General features: G+C 70.6%; 13 protein-coding genes. 3 read left to right on the top strand and 10 right to left on the bottom strand.

Annotated elements, in window-relative coordinates; translation table 11 throughout:
* Positions 1 to 4 precede the first annotated feature (4 nt).
* From ACZ4EG_RS07785 to ACZ4EG_RS07755, 7 genes are read right to left on the bottom strand one after another with little or no spacing between them, the layout of a single operon-like run.
* A complete protein-coding gene (locus ACZ4EG_RS07785) occupies positions 5 to 5,401 on the bottom strand; it encodes a glycosyl hydrolase family 28 protein (RefSeq protein ID WP_467789940.1) in 5,397 nt (1,798 codons plus the stop codon).
* An 11-nt stretch (positions 5,402 to 5,412) separates the two neighbouring features.
* Positions 5,413 to 6,198 carry a heparin lyase I family protein gene (locus ACZ4EG_RS07780; RefSeq protein ID WP_467789939.1) on the bottom strand — a complete coding sequence of 262 codons (786 nt, stop codon included), beginning with the start codon at positions 6,196 to 6,198 and terminating at the stop codon, positions 5,413 to 5,415.
* Between the two features lie 4 nt (positions 6,199 to 6,202).
* Positions 6,203 to 7,387 (bottom strand): glycoside hydrolase family 88/105 protein, encoded by a 1,185-nt coding sequence (locus tag ACZ4EG_RS07775; protein WP_467789938.1) that lies wholly within the window; start codon positions 7,385 to 7,387, stop codon positions 6,203 to 6,205.
* Positions 7,384 to 8,466, bottom strand: a complete 1,083-nt coding sequence (gene pqqE / locus ACZ4EG_RS07770; RefSeq protein WP_453556051.1) for a pyrroloquinoline quinone biosynthesis protein PqqE — start codon at positions 8,464 to 8,466, stop codon at positions 7,384 to 7,386. The genes ACZ4EG_RS07775 and pqqE overlap by 4 nt, the downstream gene beginning before the upstream one ends.
* Positions 8,463 to 8,717 carry a pyrroloquinoline quinone biosynthesis peptide chaperone PqqD gene (gene pqqD, locus ACZ4EG_RS07765; RefSeq protein WP_453556054.1) on the bottom strand — a complete coding sequence of 85 codons (255 nt, stop codon included), beginning with the start codon at positions 8,715 to 8,717 and terminating at the stop codon, positions 8,463 to 8,465. Before pqqD ends, pqqE begins: the two co-directional genes overlap by 4 nt.
* A complete protein-coding gene (gene pqqC, locus ACZ4EG_RS07760; protein WP_467789937.1) occupies positions 8,714 to 9,451 on the bottom strand; it encodes a pyrroloquinoline-quinone synthase PqqC in 738 nt (245 codons plus the stop codon). The genes pqqD and pqqC overlap by 4 nt, the downstream gene beginning before the upstream one ends.
* Positions 9,452 to 9,474: 23 nt before the next feature.
* Positions 9,475 to 9,585, bottom strand: coding sequence for a pyrroloquinoline quinone precursor peptide PqqA (locus ACZ4EG_RS07755; RefSeq protein ID WP_453556401.1), 111 nt, complete (start codon positions 9,583 to 9,585; stop codon positions 9,475 to 9,477).
* Between the two features lie 338 nt (positions 9,586 to 9,923).
* Between ACZ4EG_RS07755 and ACZ4EG_RS07750 the strand changes: the two genes are divergently transcribed.
* Positions 9,924 to 10,760 (top strand): aldo/keto reductase, encoded by an 837-nt coding sequence (locus tag ACZ4EG_RS07750; protein WP_453556059.1) that lies wholly within the window; start codon positions 9,924 to 9,926, stop codon positions 10,758 to 10,760.
* Between the two features lie 126 nt (positions 10,761 to 10,886).
* On the opposite strand, the gene ACZ4EG_RS07745 is transcribed toward ACZ4EG_RS07750, so the two are convergent.
* Positions 10,887 to 11,498, bottom strand: coding sequence for a hypothetical protein (locus ACZ4EG_RS07745; protein ID WP_467789936.1), 612 nt, complete (start codon positions 11,496 to 11,498; stop codon positions 10,887 to 10,889).
* A 204-nt stretch (positions 11,499 to 11,702) separates the two neighbouring features.
* Between ACZ4EG_RS07745 and ACZ4EG_RS07740 the strand changes: the two genes are divergently transcribed.
* A complete protein-coding gene (locus tag ACZ4EG_RS07740) occupies positions 11,703 to 12,398 on the top strand; it encodes a glycoside hydrolase family 75 protein (RefSeq protein ID WP_453556065.1) in 696 nt (231 codons plus the stop codon).
* Positions 12,399 to 12,457: 59 nt separating this feature from the next.
* Here the strand turns inward: ACZ4EG_RS07740 and ACZ4EG_RS07735 are convergent, their stop codons facing one another.
* On the bottom strand, positions 12,458 to 13,159 hold the full coding sequence (locus ACZ4EG_RS07735) for an SDR family oxidoreductase (protein WP_467789935.1): 702 nt from the start codon (positions 13,157 to 13,159) through the stop codon (positions 12,458 to 12,460).
* Between the two features lie 58 nt (positions 13,160 to 13,217).
* On the bottom strand, positions 13,218 to 16,586 hold the full coding sequence (locus ACZ4EG_RS07730; RefSeq protein ID WP_467789934.1) for an nSTAND1 domain-containing NTPase: 3,369 nt from the start codon (positions 16,584 to 16,586) through the stop codon (positions 13,218 to 13,220).
* A 266-nt stretch (positions 16,587 to 16,852) separates the two neighbouring features.
* On the opposite strand from ACZ4EG_RS07730, the gene ACZ4EG_RS07725 reads away from it, so the two are divergent.
* Positions 16,853 to 18,223, top strand: coding sequence for a glycosyltransferase family 39 protein (locus ACZ4EG_RS07725; RefSeq protein WP_467789933.1), 1,371 nt, complete (start codon positions 16,853 to 16,855; stop codon positions 18,221 to 18,223).
* Positions 18,224 to 18,235: the final 12 nt, after the last annotated feature.

Raw genomic sequence — 18,235 nt, 5'->3', positions numbered from 1 at the left:
CCCCTCAGCCCGCGTACTGGGCGAAGACCTTCAGGTAGTCGTACGGCTGCTGTGACACGCCGCTGCAGGAGTCGCCGTCGGTGCCGGAGCCGCAGGCGCGGTCGCGGTTGACGGACCAGTAGGTGAGGCGTCCGATGTGGTGCTGCTGGGCGTAGGCGAGCATCGTCTTGAAGTCGGCGACGCGGACACGCTCGCCGGAGTCGTCGGTCCTGCCGTTCATGGACGACAGCCCGATGTGGGCGTAGGCGGTGGCGTCGCCGTAGCCGTACGCCGCCTTGACCCGCGCCTTGAGGCCTTCCATGGCCCGGGTGGTCAGGGTGCCCATGTTGGTGGTGCCGCCGCCGAAGTCGAACGGCATGATGCACCAGACGTCGTTCGCGAGCCCGGAGGCGGCCGCCCGCTTGATCATGTCGACACCGGTGGAGTCGGGGCCGCCGGTCGTCGTGCCGAAGGTGATGACGGTCTTCAGGCCGGGGTTGTCGGCCTTGACCTTCTTCAGCGCGTCGACGACGCGTTGCCGCACGGTGGCGCTCGCCCACTCGGTGTTCTCGATGTCGATGTCGAGGGCCTTCAGCTTGTAGGCGTTGATGACCTTCTGGTACGCGCCGGCGAGGGCGGAGGCGCTGGAGCACTTCTCGCCGAGCTTGGCGCCGCTCCAGCCTCCGACGGAGACGATCACATCGCCGCCTGCCGCTCTGATCGCGTTGATCTTCGACTGGTCGTTGCCGCCGGTCAGCGGGCGCGAGCCGTCCCACTTGGGGTTGCAGGTGCCGTCGGAGAGGACGAACGCCAGCGTGAACCACTTGACGCCGGTCGCCGACATGACCGAGGTGGGGCTGGGCGGGTTGCCCCAGCCGAGGTACTCGTAGGGGGCGACGGCGAAGCCCGGCGAAGCGGCCGCCGACCGCGTGGAGGCGACGGGTTCGACGCGGATCAGCCGGGTCTCGCCCGGGCGCAGGGTCGCGCTGTAGGAGTCGGCGATCACGCCCTTGTGGGAGCCGGACCAGAGGTCGGTGACATCGCCGGAGCCGGTGAAGCCGACCTGTGACCAGTTCACACTGACCGTGGCGCGGCCTGAGGTTCCGGTGTTGAACAGCGCCACCACGTAGTCACCGCTGTTTTCGCGTTTGCTCCAGACCTGCTTGACACCACTGTTCACAAGCCGTTTCGCGGCGACGCCGTCCTGGTCGACGCCGATGAGCCGGTCGTTGGTGAGCATCGCCTTGTCGACGGAGTCGAGGTGGGTGAGGTCGGTGCCGAGCAGCAGGGGCGCGCCCGCCATCGCCCACAGGGTGAAGTGCGAGCGCCGCTGGTCGGCGGTGAGCCCCACCTGGTCGCCGTTGCCGATCTCCAGTGAGTCCAGATCGTTCCAGCCGCCCGGGCCTGCGTACGGCTGCCAGTTGGCGGCCGAGGTGAAACGGCCGGAGACGTGCGACCAGTCGGTGAGCGGGTAGCCGCTGCCGTTCGCGCCGGGCCCGCAGTAGCACTCCACATCGCCCTGGGTGCGCCAGCTGTTGGCCAGCTTCCGCCAGGTGGCGGCGTTCGCGATCGGCAGGTTGTTGGAGAGGGCGAAGGTGATGGGCCGCCCGGTGGCGCGCAGGGCCTTGTCCCAGGCCTGGACGTCCGGCACGTCCTGGCTACCCACGCCGTCGATCTTCAGATAGTCGACTCCCCACGAAGCGAACTGCCGTGCCCAGGAGTTGATGAAGTCCTGCGCGCCCGGCCTGGAGTAGTCGATGTAGTACATGTTCTTGCAGTTGTAGTTCTTCTCCGTCTTCGAGGTGTCCGCGATGTCCTTCGCGTGATACGGAGTCCCTTCGATCGGCGTATTCGCGGTGACCGCGTTCTTGGCGATACCCGGGGTGACGTAGAAGCCGAACTTCAGCCCCTTGGAGTGGACGTAGTCGGCGAGCGCCTTGATCCCGGACGGGAACTTGGCGGGGTCCACGGCCCAGCGGCCGTAGGAGTCGACGACGAACCCGTTGGAGTCGCACTTCTGCCAGAAGTCGTCGAGATTGACCTGGACGAACCCATGGTCCTTGAGCCCGCTCGCCACCAGCGCGTCGGCCTGTGCCTTCAGCTTCGCCTCGGTGGGCCAACGGCGCACGAAGCTCCAGCTGCTCCAGCCCATAGCGGGTCGGAGGGACTGGCCGTTGTCCGACTTGGTGGTGAAGGCCGCCGGTGTCGCGTACGCGGTGCCGATCCACGCCTCGTCGATCCGCAGCCGCTTGTAGCGGGTGGTGTCGGTCGAGGCGGCCCAGGTGGAGTCCACCTCCAGGCGTACGTAGCGGGCGTTCGCGGCGGTGAGGTCGATGCCCTGGATACCGCGTCGGCCGGGGAGTTGCCCGGTCTTCACCGCGCTTCCCCAGGTCGAGCCGTCGTCGCTCAGGAAGACCTTGTAGTCCTTGATGCGGGCGGACTGCTCGGTGGCGGAGCGGGCGTAGGCGACCGAGTCCTCCCGCTGGTTGAGGCCGAGGTACTGCACCTTCTTCGCCGTGCCGAGGTCGAAGGTCAGGGTGACGGGCAGGGTCTTGTTGTTGTCCCAGTAGGTGAGGTAGTCGCCGTCACCGGCGGCGGAGCCGGTGTGGCCGCTCGCCGAGGCGCTCGCGGAGACCTTGACGCCCGTGAGGATGCCCTGACGGCCGGCCGTGGTGACCTTGAAGACGGTGTCGTACGGGTCCCAGTTGCCCAGGCCGGTGAGCGTGAGCACGCCGCCGGACTGGGACCACGAAACGGCCGCTCCGGTACGGAGGTTGGTGACGGAGGCGATGCGGTAGCCGTTGTCCCGGATGCGCAGGGTGCTGGTGCTGGGCGGGGTCAGGACGTGGATGTACTGGCGGTTCTGGTCCGTCCTGCTGATCGTGGTCACGCCGTGCGCGCCGTCGTTCCAGAAGCCGGGTTTGAGGCCGCCGTACAGATAGCCGCCGCCCTCGGTACCGTGCAGGGACTCCCAGATGGGGTCGAGATAGCTGTTCGCGAAGGTGTTGAAGGCGGCCTGGTTGGCCGGGAACCTGCCGTTGACCTGGGCGGTCTCGGCCATCAGCGCCTTCACCGAGGAACCGGCGTTGGTGACGAGCCGGCCGAGGGTGAGCCTGCGGTCGACCGTCGGGTCGGAGCCGTCGTACCACCAGGCGCCGGCCGAGGGCAGTTTGAAGTCGGCCTCGGTCAGGCGCGGTTGAGCCGTGTAGACGGCCTGCGGGTAGTCGTAGGCGGGCGTCATCCCCGTCTTCTGCTCATTGCTGATCATGTCCATGATCGGCGTGTCTTCGTTGTTGTTGCTGAGCGTGTAGTTCGGGCGCTTCTGATAGATCTGCGCGTAGAGGTTGTGGCTCTCCCAGTACGCGTTGTCGTTGTCGATCCAGAAGCCGCCGAGGTCGGGATAGCGGTCCATGACCTCGAAGAAGTTGTCGTAGCTGAACTGCCCGAAACCGTCCCGGGTGGTCAGGTCGACGTTCTTGCCCTTGTAGGCGGAGTAGGCGGCCGAGTCGAGCCATTCGTGGCCGCCCTCGTCGTGCCACTGGGGGTCGTCGGTCATGTAGAGGATGACCTTCATGCCCTTGGCCTTGGCGGCGGTGATCAGCTCGCCGAGGAAGTCCCGCCTGGTGGAGCAGGAGCCGGGGATCCTGGACGGCCAGGGGCGGGCGTAGCCCAGCCGGCTGTGGAAGGTGGCCAGGACGAGGTACTGCGTATGCAGCTTGCGGGCCTCGTTCACCCAGTAGTCCGGTGTCCAGCCGCCACTGGTGACGTCGTTCTCCCAGGCACCGCAACCGGTGTGGGCGGGGGCGGTGCGCAGGCCCCAGTGCAGGAAGAGGCCGCCGACGGAGTTGCGCAGGAAGTCCTGGCGGGGGTTGTCGAGGTCAAGGGGCCTGGCCGGTGCACCGCAGCTCTCGGTGGACCCGGTGGACGAGATCCGCAGCGCGCCGCCGGAGGTGTTGTGACTGTCCGTCAGACAGTAGCCGCTGACGCTCTGGAAGCCGGTGTCGTGCGGGGAGTTGCTCCCGCGCTGGGCGGTGAAGCGGGTGAAGCGGATGTTGCTCGCCGCATTGGCGATGACCGCGGGTCGGCCGTCGTTCGCGGCGAACTTCACGGAGCTGTCGGTGAAGGTGACGTCGTCCGCGTTGTGCAGGTACCAGCCGTAGGCCGGACGGGTGCCGATGGCCTTGGGGTTGTAGTCCTTCGGGTCGTTGACCGGCACGCCGGTGGACATGGTGCCGTTGCCGCCGGGCACGGTGATGTCGACGTGCCGGAACGTGATGCCGCTGATCCGGTGGCCGTTCTCGCCCCACAGGGTCGGACTGAAGGAGGGGCTGCCGCCGGTGGCCGTGATGTTGTCGTACGTCACGTTGCTGATCGAGCCGACACCGGGGCTGTTGCCGCACCGCTTGCGTGTGCCGATCTTCTCCATGATGGGCGAGTGGACGCCGGTCATGGTGATGTCGCGGTAGTGGACGTCGGAGATCTTCGCACCGTCCATGGACACCATGCCGAGACCGGACTTGTCGGCGCCCTCGATACGAATCTTCTCGAACTGGTAGTCGGAGAAGTCGCCGCAGGTCTCGGAGCCGAACATCAGGGCGTTGCAGCACCGGGCCGACAGATAGGAATCGCTCACCCTCACATGGCCGTTGGGCAGCTTGGCGCCGAGGGCGTAGTCGCTCTTGAACACCAGGGCGTCGTCATTGGCCTTGATGTGGGCGTGGGTGACCGTGACATCGGTGGTGGAGATGATGTTCCAGCCGTCGCGGTCGCTCGCGGTGTCGATGGTGAGGTGGTCCGAGGTGACGTTCTTGCAGCCATTGACGAGAGCCGCGAAGTGGCCGCCCCGACGCAGGGTGAGACCGTCGCCGAGGCGCAGCCCGTCGCACCTCGTCAGCGAGATGATCTTGTCGGCCTCGCCGGACCTGGGGTTGCCGGTGATCAGGTTGCCGGCCCCGTCGATGACCCCGCCGCCGACGAAGCCGATGTTCGTGAGCCGGTCGCCGTAGATCATCGCGTTGTGGAAGTGGCTGTGCCCGTAGTCCTGGTACTTGTCGTACGGGTTGGACTCGGGCGGGTCGTAGGTGTCCGCGGAGGAGCCCTGGATCGTGGCGCCCGTGTCGACCTGGAGCGTCACGTTGCTCTTCATGTGGATGGTGTTCTTGGACTTGTAGGTGCCGGCCGGGAAGCGGACGGTGCCGCCGCCGGCCGAATTGGCCGCGGTGATGGCCTTGTTGACGGCGGGGGTGTCGTTGGCGGATCCGTCGCCCTTGGCGCCGTAGTCGCGCACGTCGAAGACGGCGGCCGCGCGCGGCGCCGGCTGGGGGACGGCGAGGGCCGCGGGGCGGGCGAGGCCGAGGACGACGGCGAGGACGGACAGCACGATCGCCGCCGCACCTCTTCGGTGGGGGGTGGTGGAAGGCATATGACGGCTCCTCAGACGAGTTGGTAGCCGCGGAGATTGGTGAGGAGCAGGTAGGTGTCCTGCAGGGAGCCGGAGGTGTCGCCGAGGGAGCGGTAGATGCCCCACTTCGGACGGACGCGGTCGGCGAGGAAGGTGTCGACGCCGGTCCTGGCCTTGTCGACGACGGTCGTGGAACCGCTCTTGAGGATCCAGCGGACCGAACCGGCCGAGCCGTTGCCGACCTTGATCTGGAAGTCGACGTCGGTCCATTTGTCGTGCAGCGGCGCGAGATCGGTACGGCCCACGAGGATGTCGTCGATGGCCAGCCTGAGCTCGATGGTCTGCACCCCGTTCACCCGGCGCAGGGACTGCACGACGATCGGCGAGGTGCCGTTGCCGGGCTGCTTCATCTGCATGATGTGGGTGAAGGTGGTGGTCGCCTTCAGCGAGCTCGGGATGTACATCGAGTAGGTGATCCGCCAGGTCTGGCCCTGGGTCCACTTCAGATAGCCGCTGCCGCTCGTGCGCAGGCCGGTGACCTCCTGGCGCTGACGGTCGGTCGAGGTGTCGCGGTCGACCTTGTGCATGGTGAAGCGCCAGTTGTCGCCGGTGGCGTGGATGTGCGGGCGCCCGGCGGGGTGGGAATTCGCGCGGTCGTCCTCGACGGTCTCGAAGGCGCCGAGGCCGTCGCGGCTCGCCGAGGGCGACCACTTCAGCTGCCAGGACGCGGCCGAGGCGGGTGGGGCGGGCAGGCCGACCGCGGCTCCCGCGGCGCCGCCGAGTGCGGCACCGAGCACCGCCCTTCTGGATGTGCTCATGACACTAATCTCCTCGCAGCTGCTCGTTCATGATCAGAAAGGCCCCGAGGCCGTGGAAGTCGTTCGTGGCCCGGGTGCGGGCGATGTAGTACGCGTAGTCGCCGACGTTCGTGCCGATGGAGATGTCGGCGAGGTTCGTGTGACCGTCCGCTCCGATGGAGACCTTCGCCAGCACGCCCTCGTAGCCGCGCCGGGCCACGCCCGCGAAGTGCCGGTCCAGATAGCCCTGTTGGACGCCCCGGGACAACGCGTAGGTGAACATGCTGGAGCAGGACGTCTCGGTCCAGTTGTCGGCGCGTCCGCCCTTGTCGACGACCTGGAACCAGCGCCCGGTCGCCGGGTCCTGGTACTTCTCCAGACCGGCCGCGAGCCGCCGGAGGATGTCGAGGAGCTGGGGCCTTCGCGGATGGCCGGCCGGGATCGCGTCGAGCACATTGACGATCGCCATGGAGTACCAGCCGATCGCCCGGCACCAGTGCTCGGGCGCGAGCCCGGTGTGCGGGTCGGCCCAGCTCGCGGTCCTCGACTCGTCGTAGGCGTGCTTCAGCAGTCCGTTCGCCACCTGGAGATGGCCGCCGTAGACGGCGAGTTGCCTGGCCGCCTCGTCGTTCGTGTATGCGCTGTCGCCGAACTCCCTGCCGTACTCGACGAGGAACGGGTTCACCATGTAGACGCCGTCGGCCCAGAGTTGATGGGCGCGGCTGCTGTTGTCGGCGTGCCAGAAGCCGCCGTCGCCGGTGCGCGGGTAGGTGGCCAGACGGTCGCGGATCTTCTTGGCCGCCTTGCGGTAGCGGTCCTGGCCCGTCGCGTGGTGCAGGATCACCAGGAGCCGGCCGGCCTGCATGCTGTCCAGGTTGTTGAAGGACTGGCCGATGGAGCCGTCGCTCTTCACGAAGCGGTCGACATAGCTCTTGATGTAGGCGAGGTAGCGCGCGTCGTGGGTGCGCCGGTAGGTGAGGTACTGGCCGTAGAGGTAGAGGCCCACCGGATACGACCAGCCGCCGATGGTGGCCGGTGTGTAGCGGGCCATGGTGGAGTCGACCACGGCCGTGGACCAGTCGGTGGCGGCCGCGGGCCGGTGCGGGGCAGGGGCGGCGGCGGCCGGGGGGACGGCGGCGGGCAGTGCGGCCAGGCCACCCGTGGTCAGCGTGAGTGCCGTCAGCACCGCCCGCAGACGTCGGCGTCTCATGTTCCTCCTTCGCGATAGGCGTACGCGAGGTCTCGTCCTGCGTCCGCGAGACGCACGAGGTCGCGTACGAGGTGGTGGTCGGGGGCGTGCCGGCAGGCGGGGTCGGTGCGGGCGGCGTCGCCGGTGAGCGCGTACGCCTGGCAGCGGCAGCCGCCGTGGTCGGTGGTGCGCAGGGCGCAGTCGCGGCAGGGATCCGGCATCCAGGACTCACCGCGGAACGCGTTGAAGGCCTTCGACCGCCGCCAGATCCAGTCGAGCGGGCGGTCCTTCACGTTCGGCGGGTCGAGGCCCGGGAGGGCGGCCGCGGCGGGGCAGGGCAGGGTCGTGCCGTCGGGCGCGACGGTGAGCGAGACCCTGCCCCAGCCGCCCATGCAGGGCTTGGCCGTGGCATCCACCAGGTCGGGCGCGACCCATACCAACTCCGGCCCGTCACGGAGCCGTTGACGCCAGTCGGTCACCGTGTCGTGGGCCCGCCGGGTCTGCTCGGGGGTCGGCAACAGGACGGGCCGGTTGCGCAGCGCCCAGCCGTGGAACTGGGTGTTGGCGAGCTCGATCCGGTCCGCGCCCCAGGCCACACCGAGGGCGATCAGATCGTCGAGGGCGTCGAGGTTGCCCCGGTGCAGGACGACGTTGAGCCCGAAGGGGACTCCCGCCGCCCGGATCAGCCGGGCGGCCCGCTCCTTGGCCGCGAACGAGCGGACGCCCGCGATGCGTTCGGAGGCCACCGGGTCCGCGTGCTGGACGGAGAGCTGGACACTGCGCAGTCCGCCGTCCACGAGTGCGGCCAGCCGCCGCTCACCCAGACCGAGCCCGCTGGTGACGAGCTGCGTGTACAGACCGGCGGTGTCGGCGGCGGCGACGATGTCCGGCAGATCCCGCCGCAACAGCGGTTCACCGCCCGACAGATGGGTCTGTACGACGCCCAGCGCGGCCGCCTGCCGGAACACTCCGGCCCATTGCTCCGCGGTCAGCTCTTCTGACCGACCGACCAGTTCGACGGGGTTGGAGCAGTACCCGCAGCGGAGCGGGCAGCCATGGGTGAGCTCCGCGAGCAGGGCCCACGGGGGATCCGGGGTCATGTCAGCCAGCCCTCCTTCCGCAACGCCGCGATGAAGTAGGGGACTTCGGCGGCGACCGGTGCCCCCGGGTATCCCGCGCGCAGTTCGGCGACGATCTCGCGCACCTCCCGGCTGCCGTCGCACAGCCGCAGCACGCCGCCCGCCCGGCCGTGCAGCACGACCACGCGTTCGGGCAGCAGCAGGAGATCGGTGCCGCGCACCCGGTCGTGGCGCAGCACCACGCCCCGGGACAGGACGGGACGCCAGGTCATGGCCCGCCCCCGGCGCCGCTGTCGCCCTCGTCGACACAGTCCAGCAGCGCCCACAGCACGTCGCACTTGAAGACCAGTGCGGCCACGGCCCGTTCCTGCTGCTCACGGGTGCGGGCCCAGGCATGGACGAGGGCGAGGGCCTCCTCGCCGTCGCGGGCGCCCTGGCCGACGCGGGTGCGGAAGTAGGCGAGGCCGGCCGGGTCGATCCATGGGTAGTGCCGTTCGAAGGCGGCGATGCGGATGCGCATCAGGTCGGGTGCGGACAGCTCCGTCAGGGAGGCGGCGACGGCCTCGAGCGCGGGACGCCGGCGGCAGAAGGAGACGTACCGCTCGACCGCGTGACGCACCCCGGGCAGCACCCGGGTGGTGTCCCACAGTTCGTCCCGGGTGAGGCCGGCCGCCTCGCCGAGCCGCAGCCAGCGTTCGATGCCGCCCTCGCCCTCGGCCGTGCCGTCGTGGTCGCGGATGCGGCGCAGCCAGGCGCGGCGCAGCGCGGGACGGTCGAGTTTGGCGAGGACGAGGGCGTCCTTGACGGGGATGTGCCGTTGGTAGTGGAAGCGGTTGGCGATCCAGCGGCGCAGTTCACCGGGGGTGAGTTCGCCGCGGTGCATCCGCAGGTTGAAGGGGTGACGGTCGTGGTAGCGCTCGGCCGTGACGGCGCACAGCCGCCGGGTGAACTCGGCGGCCGGCCACGGGGGCGCGGCGCCGTCGGCGCGTACGGGTGTCGTGGTCATGGTGCGGTTCGCCGTGCCTCGGGTCAGCGGTCGCCGAGGGCGTAGGCGGTCACTTCGAGCGCGGTTTCCACAACGGTGTAGCCGGGGCTTTGCCAGACGTTTTCATCCGATGTCTCCTGAACGGTCCGTTCCATCTGGCGGGCCTCGGGCAGGGTCTCATTCATGTGTACGTACCTGCTTTCCTGAGGGTGGGGGTTCTCAGATGCGCAGACAGGCGCCAATGGCGTCGGGTGTTCACATGTGTGCACCCAGTTCATCGACGCGTTCGGCGGCGGGATTCAGAGTCCCGGGATGACGGGCCGCGGTCAATGGTCCGGACCGATAACGTCGGATGCATTTCCGGCCATTCTCCGTGTCCGCAACTGACTCGCCGGTCAGTTCCGATGGATTCGGCGGTCAGGAATGCATCCTGGCTCGTGATCGTTGACGATGGTGGTACTTCACCTGTCGACAAGCGAAGGATCAAGAGCTCGTGAGCAGCAAGGTCCCCCCGATCATCCTCAACAACGGCGTCGAGATGCCCCAGCTGGGCTTCGGCGTCTGGCAGGTGCCGGACGACGAGGCAGAGCGAGCCGTCGCCACGGCACTCGAGGCCGGGTACCGCAGCATCGACACAGCGGCCATCTACGGCAACGAAGAGGGCACCGGCAAGGCGATCGCCGCCTCCGGCCTGCCCCGCGAGGACGTCTTCGTCACCACCAAGCTCTGGAACAGCGACCAGGGGTACGACGCCACACTGCGCGCCTTCGACGTGTCCCTCCAGAAGCTGGGTCTGGACTACCTCGACCTGTACCTGATCCACTGGCCGCTGCCGTCCCGGGGCACGTACATCGAGACCTACAAGGCCTTCGAGAAGCTCCTCGCCGACGGCCGGGTCCGTGCCATCGGCCTGTCCAACTTCCTTCCGGAGCACCTGGAACACCTGTTGGCGCAGACTTCGGTCATCCCGGCGGTCAACCAGATCGAACTCCACCCGCATCTGCAGCAGCACGCGGCCCGCGCGTTCCACGCACAGCAGGGCATCCACACCGAGGCGTGGTCCCCGCTCGGCCAGGGCAAGGGGCTGCTGGAGGTGCCGGCGATCGTCGCCATCGCCCAGAAACACAACCGCACCCCGGCCCAGATCGTGCTGCGCTGGCACCTCCAGCTGGGCAACATCGTGATCCCCAAGTCCGTGACGCCGTCCCGGATCAAGGAGAACATCGACGTCTTCGACTTCAGCCTGGACACCGAGGACCTCGCGGCGATCAGCGCGCTGAACGAGGACCGGCGGCTGGGTCCGGACCCGGCCACCTTCGACATGGGCTGAGGCCCGCCCTCGGCCCGCGCCGAGGCCCGCTTCCGTACGCGCGTGTGCCCCGCCGGGCGGCCTCCCGCCCGGCGGGGCACACGCGTGAACAGGGCGAGGCGCCGGTCAACCGCCGGACACAGGGCCTCAGTCGGGGTGCACGTCCGCGTGGACGACCTCGAACTCCTCAAGACCGGTCACGGTGACATGCGCCTTGGCCGCCCCCTCGTGCCGGGCCATGGCCTGGGCCGAGCGGGAAGCGGCCATGGACTCGTGGTCGACGAACAGGACGTGGACCATGCCGCGTCCGCGGTCCCGGTCCACGAGCAGGGAGGCCCTGGCCAGCCCGTGAAGGGTCTCCAGCCGGGGCAGCACACTGGCCCGGAACGTATCGGCGACCAGTTCCGTGTCCGCGGGCTCGAACTCCAGCCTGGTGATGCGCAGGCCGCCGGACGTCCTCGGCATCTGCTGCGCATGGAAGACCGCGGCCTCGTAGTTCTCGACCGCCACGGTCCCCGCGAACGGTCCTAGGAGGGCACCGCGTCGCTCGCGCATCACCTCGTCGCTGTTGTGTCTGGCCTCCTCGGAGGTCCACCAGCTCGCCGAGAAGAGCTTGCCCAGCTCCCGGTCCACGAAGACGCCCGCACCGCGGTAGCCGGGACGCTCTTCGAGCAGGTCCCGACCCTCCGTGTTCAGGGTTCTGATGGCCGTATCGATCTTGGTGGGATCACCGGTCACATAGACGGTCCGTACGAACATGACGCCTCGCCTCCCAGAAACCGTGTGCATATCGGTCGCAAAATTCCGGAATGACCGATATCGCCAGTGTTCTCTGGCGGGCAGATCACCGCAAACGGCACACGGAACACCCGTTCGCGCCACAGGGCTTGACGGGGCCACGTAAAGAGCGCCAAGTTGTACGGACCCGGTAAGGAAAGTTTCCTAACAGAAGGGTCCCCCACAGTGCGCGTTCGAACACTGACCCTCGCCGCGGCCTCCGGGGCCGCACTGCTCGCCGCCGGCGTACTCCCCGCAAGCGCCTCCGGCACCACCACCCCGAGGTCCGCCCAGGAGGGCTCGGTCAGCGCGGCCGATCTGCTCGCCAAGGTGAAGTCCTGTTCGCAGATATCCAACGGCAAGTACAAGACCGACGACGAGACCTCGGCCACCATCCCCGTGTGCGGCAAGAACGGCGCGGTGTTCTGGAAGGCCGACATGGACATCGACTGCGACGGCCAGCGCACCACCAACTGCAACGAGAACCGCGACCCCTGGTACCAGGACGACACGGCCTTCCACCAGTCCAACGGCAAGCCCCTGAAGGCCGAGTCACTGCCGTATGTCGTCGTGCCCAGCTCCAGCAGCATCTGGAACTACGCCGGCGCCGGCATCAAGGGCGGCGGAGTGGTCGCCGTCATCTACAACAACAAGGTCGAGTACGCGGTCGTCGGCGACACCGGCCCCACGAAGATCATCGGCGAGGCCTCGTACGCCACCGCCAAGGCGCTCGGCATCGACCCCGACCCGGCGACCGGCGGCGTGGACTCCGGCGTGACGTACATCCTGTTCAAGAACTCCAAGGTCTCCCCCATCGAGAGCCACAGCGCGGCGGTGACTCTCGGCGACCAGCTGGCGAAACAGTTCCTCCAGAACAACTGAGCCGGGAGGGGAGAGGGCCCGGTACCGCGCCTGGGGCGGTACCGGGCCCTGTGCGTACGTCAGTTGGGCTGCCCGATCGGCCGGACGACCACGGTGTTGACGTCGACACCGTCGGGCTGCCGGACGGCCCAGACGACCGTGTCGGCGATCTGGTCGGCGGTGAGGAGGTGGCCGGGCGGAAGACTGCCCAGGCCGTCCCAGAACGGGGTCTCCACCCGGCCGGGGGCGACCAGGGTCACGCCCACGCCCCACTCGGTGACCTGGCGGCGGGTATTCTCGGCGAGGCCGGTGACCGCCCACTTGGTGGCGCCGTACAGATTGCCGGGCGTGTTGACGAACCCGGCGACACTGCCGACGAGCACGATCCTGCCCCGGGTCTCCTTCAGGGCGTCGACGGAGGCGCGGATCAGGAGGGCCGGGCCGAGCACGTTGGTCAGCACCATGTCGGTCCACCCGGCGGGATCGCCCTCCGCGACCGAGTCGTGGGTGGCGGAACCCGCGTTGGCGACGACCGTGTCGAGCCGCCCGAACTCCTTCAGCGTGGCGGCGACGGCCGCCTGTACGTCGTCGTACTCGGCCGCGTTCCCGACGATCGTCAGCAGCCCGTCCGGGTTGCCGAGCCCCTCCCTGAACGCGCGCAGCCGCGGTTCTCCCCGCCCGGTGACGGCGACCCGGTGCCCGGCGTCCAGCAACCGCCGGGCGACGGCGGCACCGATGCCGCTGCCGCCGCCGGTGATGAGCGCGACCGGAGAGTCGGTCATGGTTACCCCCTGTGGTTCGGTGAACTACGGGAGTTCATCATTTGGAGCGCTCTCGAAGTCAAGCGGCGCACGTATCGCGGTACGGCACCGAGGGCAGGTAGCGGCGCCACTGCGCCTTCGTGGCACCGCCGTTCGCACGCGAACACACCTCGGCGGCCGCGCGATCCGGCGCCAACGCACTTAGCCGGTCCGGCAGATGGGGCGTCGCGAGATGCAACTCGGCGCCGTTCGGGCCGAATCCGACCGCGAGGACCGGGCCGTCCCCGGCGGGGAGGGTCGCAGGCCCGAGGTGGGGCTGCGCCGTCTCCCACACCTGCACGGAGCCGTCCGGCGCGCCCACCGCGAGCATTGAGCCGTCCCGGGAGAAGGCCAGGGCGAGCCGGTCGGTGGTGCTTCCCGTGGCTCGTAGGACGGCGATCCGATGGCGGGCGCGGAGATCCCACAGGGTGAGGCGGCCGCGGTAGTCGGCCGTGGCGAGATGGCGGCCGTCGGCGCTCATGGCGCCCGCGGTGAGCAGGTCCTCCCCGGTGACGGCCGTCCTCTTCCTGCCCGTCGCGAGGTCGACGAGCAATCCCTCACCGGTGAGCGCGGTACGGCCCGCCGGGTCGACCACCACCGCTTCGGCCCCGCGCACGCTCGCGCGGCGCGGCCGGGCCGGCCGTCCGTAGGCGTCGAAGGCTGCCCCGCCCGCTGCCTTCTCGCGCCAGGTCCTGCCGGTCAGACCGTGCAGGGAGAGGGTGTGGACGCCGACGGTCCTGCCGTCCGCCTCATAGCGCAGTACGCCGTCGGCGGTGTCGAGGCGCAGTCCGGAGACCGCCGTGCCCTCGACGGGAAGGGTGAGGAGCGGCTCGCGCGGGCCACCGTCGGCCGGGGCCGGAAGATCCGTCCGCCACAGGGCCAGGGAGCCCTGGGCCCAGGTGAGCGCGTACGGACCGGCGAACACCACCTCGTACGCGCCACCCGCCACGGGCAGCCGAGGCCGTTCCCGCCCGGTACGGAAGTCCCAGGTCACCACGCCGGACGTGGTGGCGGTCGCGACGGCCCCGCCGTCCGGGGTGAAGGTGAGCACATCGCCCCGGCACAGCAGCTGTTCGGTGGCCGACGGCACTCGTGTGCCGACTCGGCGGCCCTTGGCGAGGTCGAGCACCCGCAGCGTCCGCCGGTCTTCTCCGCACCAGGCGGCGTAGCGGTCGTCACCGCTCAGCACGGGGCCCGCACCGCCGCGGTCTCCTCGTCCGTACCGTGCCAGCAGCCTCCGGGCGCGTACGTCCCACACCTCGTAGACCGCGTGTTCGCCCGTGAGCCGGCGTATCCAGAAGGTGTGTCCGCTCGGTCCGAACCCGGCACCGTCGGTGTCCTGCCACGAGCCGGTCGGCAGCCGACGTGTGCTCCCGTCCAGCAGATCGGTGACCCGCAGGCCCTTGCTCGATGCCGGGTCGCGGTATGCCAGCAGGCGGCCGTCGGCGCTGACGTCCGTGTATCCGGCGGACAGTCCCCGGCGGGTGAGGGACCGCAGGAGCCGGTGCGCACGCACGTCCCACTGGATCGCCTTGTCGTGCGCGACCGTCGTCAGGATCCGCCCGTCCGCACTGAGACTCGACGGCGCGTTGAGGGTACGGCCCCCCTCCTCCGGCTCGGTGAACACGTCGTGCTCGCTCTGCGCGGCGGCCGTCCGCAGCGCCTGGCGCGTCTCGGGCAGGTCGGCGGTGCGCCAGGCTGCGAGGGCCAGGCGCATCGAGGTGCGCGGTTCCGAGGCGCGGAGGCTGTCCGCGAGCGCGGCCACCCGGCGGGCCTCCGCCTCGTCGCGCTGCCGCTCGCTCACCCCGCTCTGCCGCCAGGCCACCGCGCCCGCGGTCACGGCGAGACACAGCAGCGCGGCGAGCGCCGCGGTGAGCGCGCGCAGTCGCCGGGTCGCCCGGGTCCTCGCCCGCCGCCCGCGTTCGTACGCCTCGACACTCGCCGTCAGGAAGTCACGCTCCAGGCGGCTCAACTCCCCCTGGCCCGACCCCGGTTCGGCGAACAACTCGCGTGCCTCGGTCAGTCGCACCCCCCGGTACAACGCCCCCGCGTCCCGGTCCAGTTCGGCCCAGTTCCGGGCCGCTTCGGTGAGGCGGCGGTGGGCGCGCAGGCGTTCGCGGTCGGTGTCGATCCAGCCGCGCAGCCGGGGCCAGGCGCCGAGCAGGGCCTCGTGGGCGAGGTCGACCGTGTCACCGTCGACGGTCAACAGGCGGGCACGGACCAGGCGTTCGAGGACGCGAGCGCCGGGGCCGGTGCCGAGTTCGGTGCGGTCGGCCGGGCGCCGGGTGTCCTCGGTGCCGTCCCCGGGGCTGACCAGCCGCAGGAGCAGGGCGCGGACGGTGACGGCCTCGGCGGGGGTGCAGCGGGCGTACACGTCCTCTGCGGTGTGGGCGACCGCGCCCCGGATGCCGCCGATGGACTCGTAGGCGGCCAGGGTGAGGGTCTTGCCGGTGCGCCGCCGCCAGACCTCGCGCAGGGCATGGGCCATCAGCGGGAGCCCGCCGGGTTCGCCGGCGGCGTCGGCGACGATCCGGGCGGTCAGGTCGCGTTCGACGACCAGACCGGCCGCGGCCGCCGGTCTGACCACGGCCTCCCGGAGCCGCTGCGGCGGCATCGGGCCGACCAGCAAAGTCGAGTCGCGCAGCGCCTCCGCGAGGGGGCCGTGCTCGGCGCAGCGTGCGTAGAAGTCGGCGCGTACGGCGATGAGGACGCGCAGCCCGGCGGCCGGGTCGAGCGCGGTGAGCAACCGGCCGATGAACAGCTCGCGTTCGGCCGGATCGGCGCACAGTGCGAAGACCTCCTCAAACTGGTCGACGACCAGGAGCGTGTCGCCGGGAGCGTCGTGCGGGGTGAACAGGGCTTCGTGGGTTCGGGCCGGACGGCTGCCGGGGGTGAGGACGCGGATCGCGGCCGGAGGCCGGTCGTGTGCTTCCCGCAGGGCGGGGATCAGTCCCGCCCGCAACAGTGACGACTTGCCGCTGCCGGACGCGCCGACGACCGCCCCGACGCTGAACCGCCGCACGTGGGCGACGAGTTCGGCGACGAGGTCGTCGCGGCCGTGGAAGTGGTCGCGGTCCCCGGTGCCGAACCGGGCGAGTCCCGGGTACGGGCTGTCGGTGTCCTCCCCGGGGGACCGTTCGTCGGCCGCCTCGGCGACGGCCGCCCGCCAGCGCCGCTCCCACTCCCCCGGGTCGCCGCCGCACGCGGTGACGTACGCGGTGACCACCGGCAGGGTGGGCAGCCGCTCTCCGGCGGCCGCCGCCGACAGCGTCGGCCCGGAGTAGCCGGCCCGGTGCGCCATCGCGCGATAGGTCGGCGTGCCCGCCTCGTCGCGCAGTTTGCGCAGCTCGTACGCGAACCGCTGCACCGCTCCCGCCCCCGGATCCAGCGGCTTCTCACGACGCCCCATGCACGTCTCCCCCGTCCATCGCGGCCGCCTTCCACGCTAACAACCCGCGTACGGCGATTGATTGGCGCTCGGGACGGGGGCTGCCCATCAATCGTGCGGCGCCTGGACTCGTCGGTGCACGTCCACGCGGCCCCGCTCACCGGGGCCCGCCGTCCCGACACGTACCGGAGCCCGCCATCGCCACCGTCACCCGGCCCCCGAGGGCCGCACTCCCGACCGCCGCCCCGAGCGTCCCCCGCCGGTACGTCCACGTACTCGCGCCCGTCGTGCTCTCCCTGGCCCTCGGCCTGTGGGGCGTACGGCGCGACGGGAGCCTGTGGCGGGACGAGGCGGTGACGTACGACATGGCGCGGCGCGGCCTGCCCGGGCTGTGGCGGGCGCTGGAGCGGGCGGACGCGGTGCATGGCCTGTACTACCTGCTGATGCACGCCCTGTTCCGGGTCTTCGGGTGGGCCGATCCGCTGCTGGTGCTGCGGCTGCCGTCGGTACTGGCGACCGCGGTGGCGGCCGGGACGCTGGCGGTGCTGGGCCGCCGGCTCGCCGGGCCGCGCGCGGGAGTGACGGCCGGGCTGGTGTTCGCGGTCCTGCCGCCGGTCCAGCGGTACGCACAGGAGGGCCGTTCGTACGCGCTGGTGTGCGCGCTGGTCGTGTGGGCGTCGTATCTGCTGGTCCGGGCGGTGGAGTCGGGCACCGGGCGGGCCTGGGCAGCCTATGGCACGGTCGTGCTGTCCGCCTGCCTGCTGCACGAGTTCGCGGTGCTGGTGGCGGCCGCGCACGCGGTGGCCGTACCCCGCGCGGCCCGCCGCGACTGGGCGCGCGCCGCGCTCCTCGCCGGGGCGGGCGTGGCTCCTCTGGCCGTGGTGAGCATGGGCCAGTCGGAGCAGGTGGCCTGGATCGGCGGCACCCGGGCGGGCGCGCTGGTGGGCTTCGCCGGGCTGACGCTGCTCGGGACGGCCTGTGCCGCGCTGCTGCCGCGAGGGCGGGATGCGGGTCGGGTCGGCCTCGTGGGGCTGGCCCTGCCCCTTTTCATCGTGCCCGGGCTGCTGCTCCTGCTGGTGTCGCTGGTCAAGCCGCTGTATGTGGACCGTTACGTCCTCTACGGCCAGGCGGGGACGGCGCTGCTGGTCGGCGCGGCGCTGGACCGGCTGCTGCGCGCGGGCGGCCGGATCCGGGCCGGGGCGGCGCTCGCCGCGGGGGCCACCGTCGTCGCGCAGCTTCCGGTCACCCTGAGTCTGCGCACCCCGCAGAGCCGCGTCGACGACGTGACCGCCGTGGCCGCGGCCGTCCGCACGGCGGGCGAGGGCGCCGACGGGATCCTGTACACGCCGTCCCGGCGCCGGGTGTGGTCCCTGGTCGAGAAGGATTCCTTCCGCGGGCTGCGCGATCTCGCCCTGGACCGCGGCCCGGCGGACTCCGGCACGCTGTACGGCACCGAGGCCGCCCCCTCCGTCATCCGGGCCCGCGTCCTCGCCGCCCGGCGGATCGTCGTCCTGCGCGACCCGGCCGGACAGCCGCTGGACGCCACCGCGCAGGAGGAGACGAAGCGGCAGGTGCTCGCCGAACACTTCGACGAGTGCGGCACCCGGACGGTGCGGGGTGCGCGGGTGAGTGTGTACGCGCGCCCGGGACGGTGCTGAACCGCCGCGGCC

Source organism: Streptomyces sp. NPDC025638 (assembly GCF_055558775.1).
This window is presented reverse-complemented; position numbering and strand designations above follow the sequence as displayed.

What these genes read in the sequence shown, in the direction of transcription:
- ACZ4EG_RS07785 (WP_467789940.1), bottom strand. Translation starts at nt 5,401, where the DNA reads ATGCCTTCCACCACCCCCCACCGAAGAGGTGCGGCGGCGATCGTGCTG.
- ACZ4EG_RS07780 (WP_467789939.1), bottom strand. Translation starts at nt 6,198, where the DNA reads ATGAGCACATCCAGAAGGGCGGTGCTCGGTGCCGCACTCGGCGGCGCC.
- ACZ4EG_RS07775 (WP_467789938.1), bottom strand. Translation starts at nt 7,387, where the DNA reads ATGAGACGCCGACGTCTGCGGGCGGTGCTGACGGCACTCACGCTGACC.
- pqqE (WP_453556051.1), bottom strand. Translation starts at nt 8,466, where the DNA reads ATGACCCCGGATCCCCCGTGGGCCCTGCTCGCGGAGCTCACCCATGGC.
- pqqD (WP_453556054.1), bottom strand. Translation starts at nt 8,717, where the DNA reads ATGACCTGGCGTCCCGTCCTGTCCCGGGGCGTGGTGCTGCGCCACGAC.
- pqqC (WP_467789937.1), bottom strand. Translation starts at nt 9,451, where the DNA reads ATGACCACGACACCCGTACGCGCCGACGGCGCCGCGCCCCCGTGGCCG.
- ACZ4EG_RS07755 (WP_453556401.1), bottom strand. Translation starts at nt 9,585, where the DNA reads ATGGAACGGACCGTTCAGGAGACATCGGATGAAAACGTCTGGCAAAGC.
- ACZ4EG_RS07745 (WP_467789936.1), bottom strand. Translation starts at nt 11,498, where the DNA reads ATGTTCGTACGGACCGTCTATGTGACCGGTGATCCCACCAAGATCGAT.
- ACZ4EG_RS07735 (WP_467789935.1), bottom strand. Translation starts at nt 13,159, where the DNA reads ATGACCGACTCTCCGGTCGCGCTCATCACCGGCGGCGGCAGCGGCATC.
- ACZ4EG_RS07730 (WP_467789934.1), bottom strand. Translation starts at nt 16,586, where the DNA reads ATGGGGCGTCGTGAGAAGCCGCTGGATCCGGGGGCGGGAGCGGTGCAG.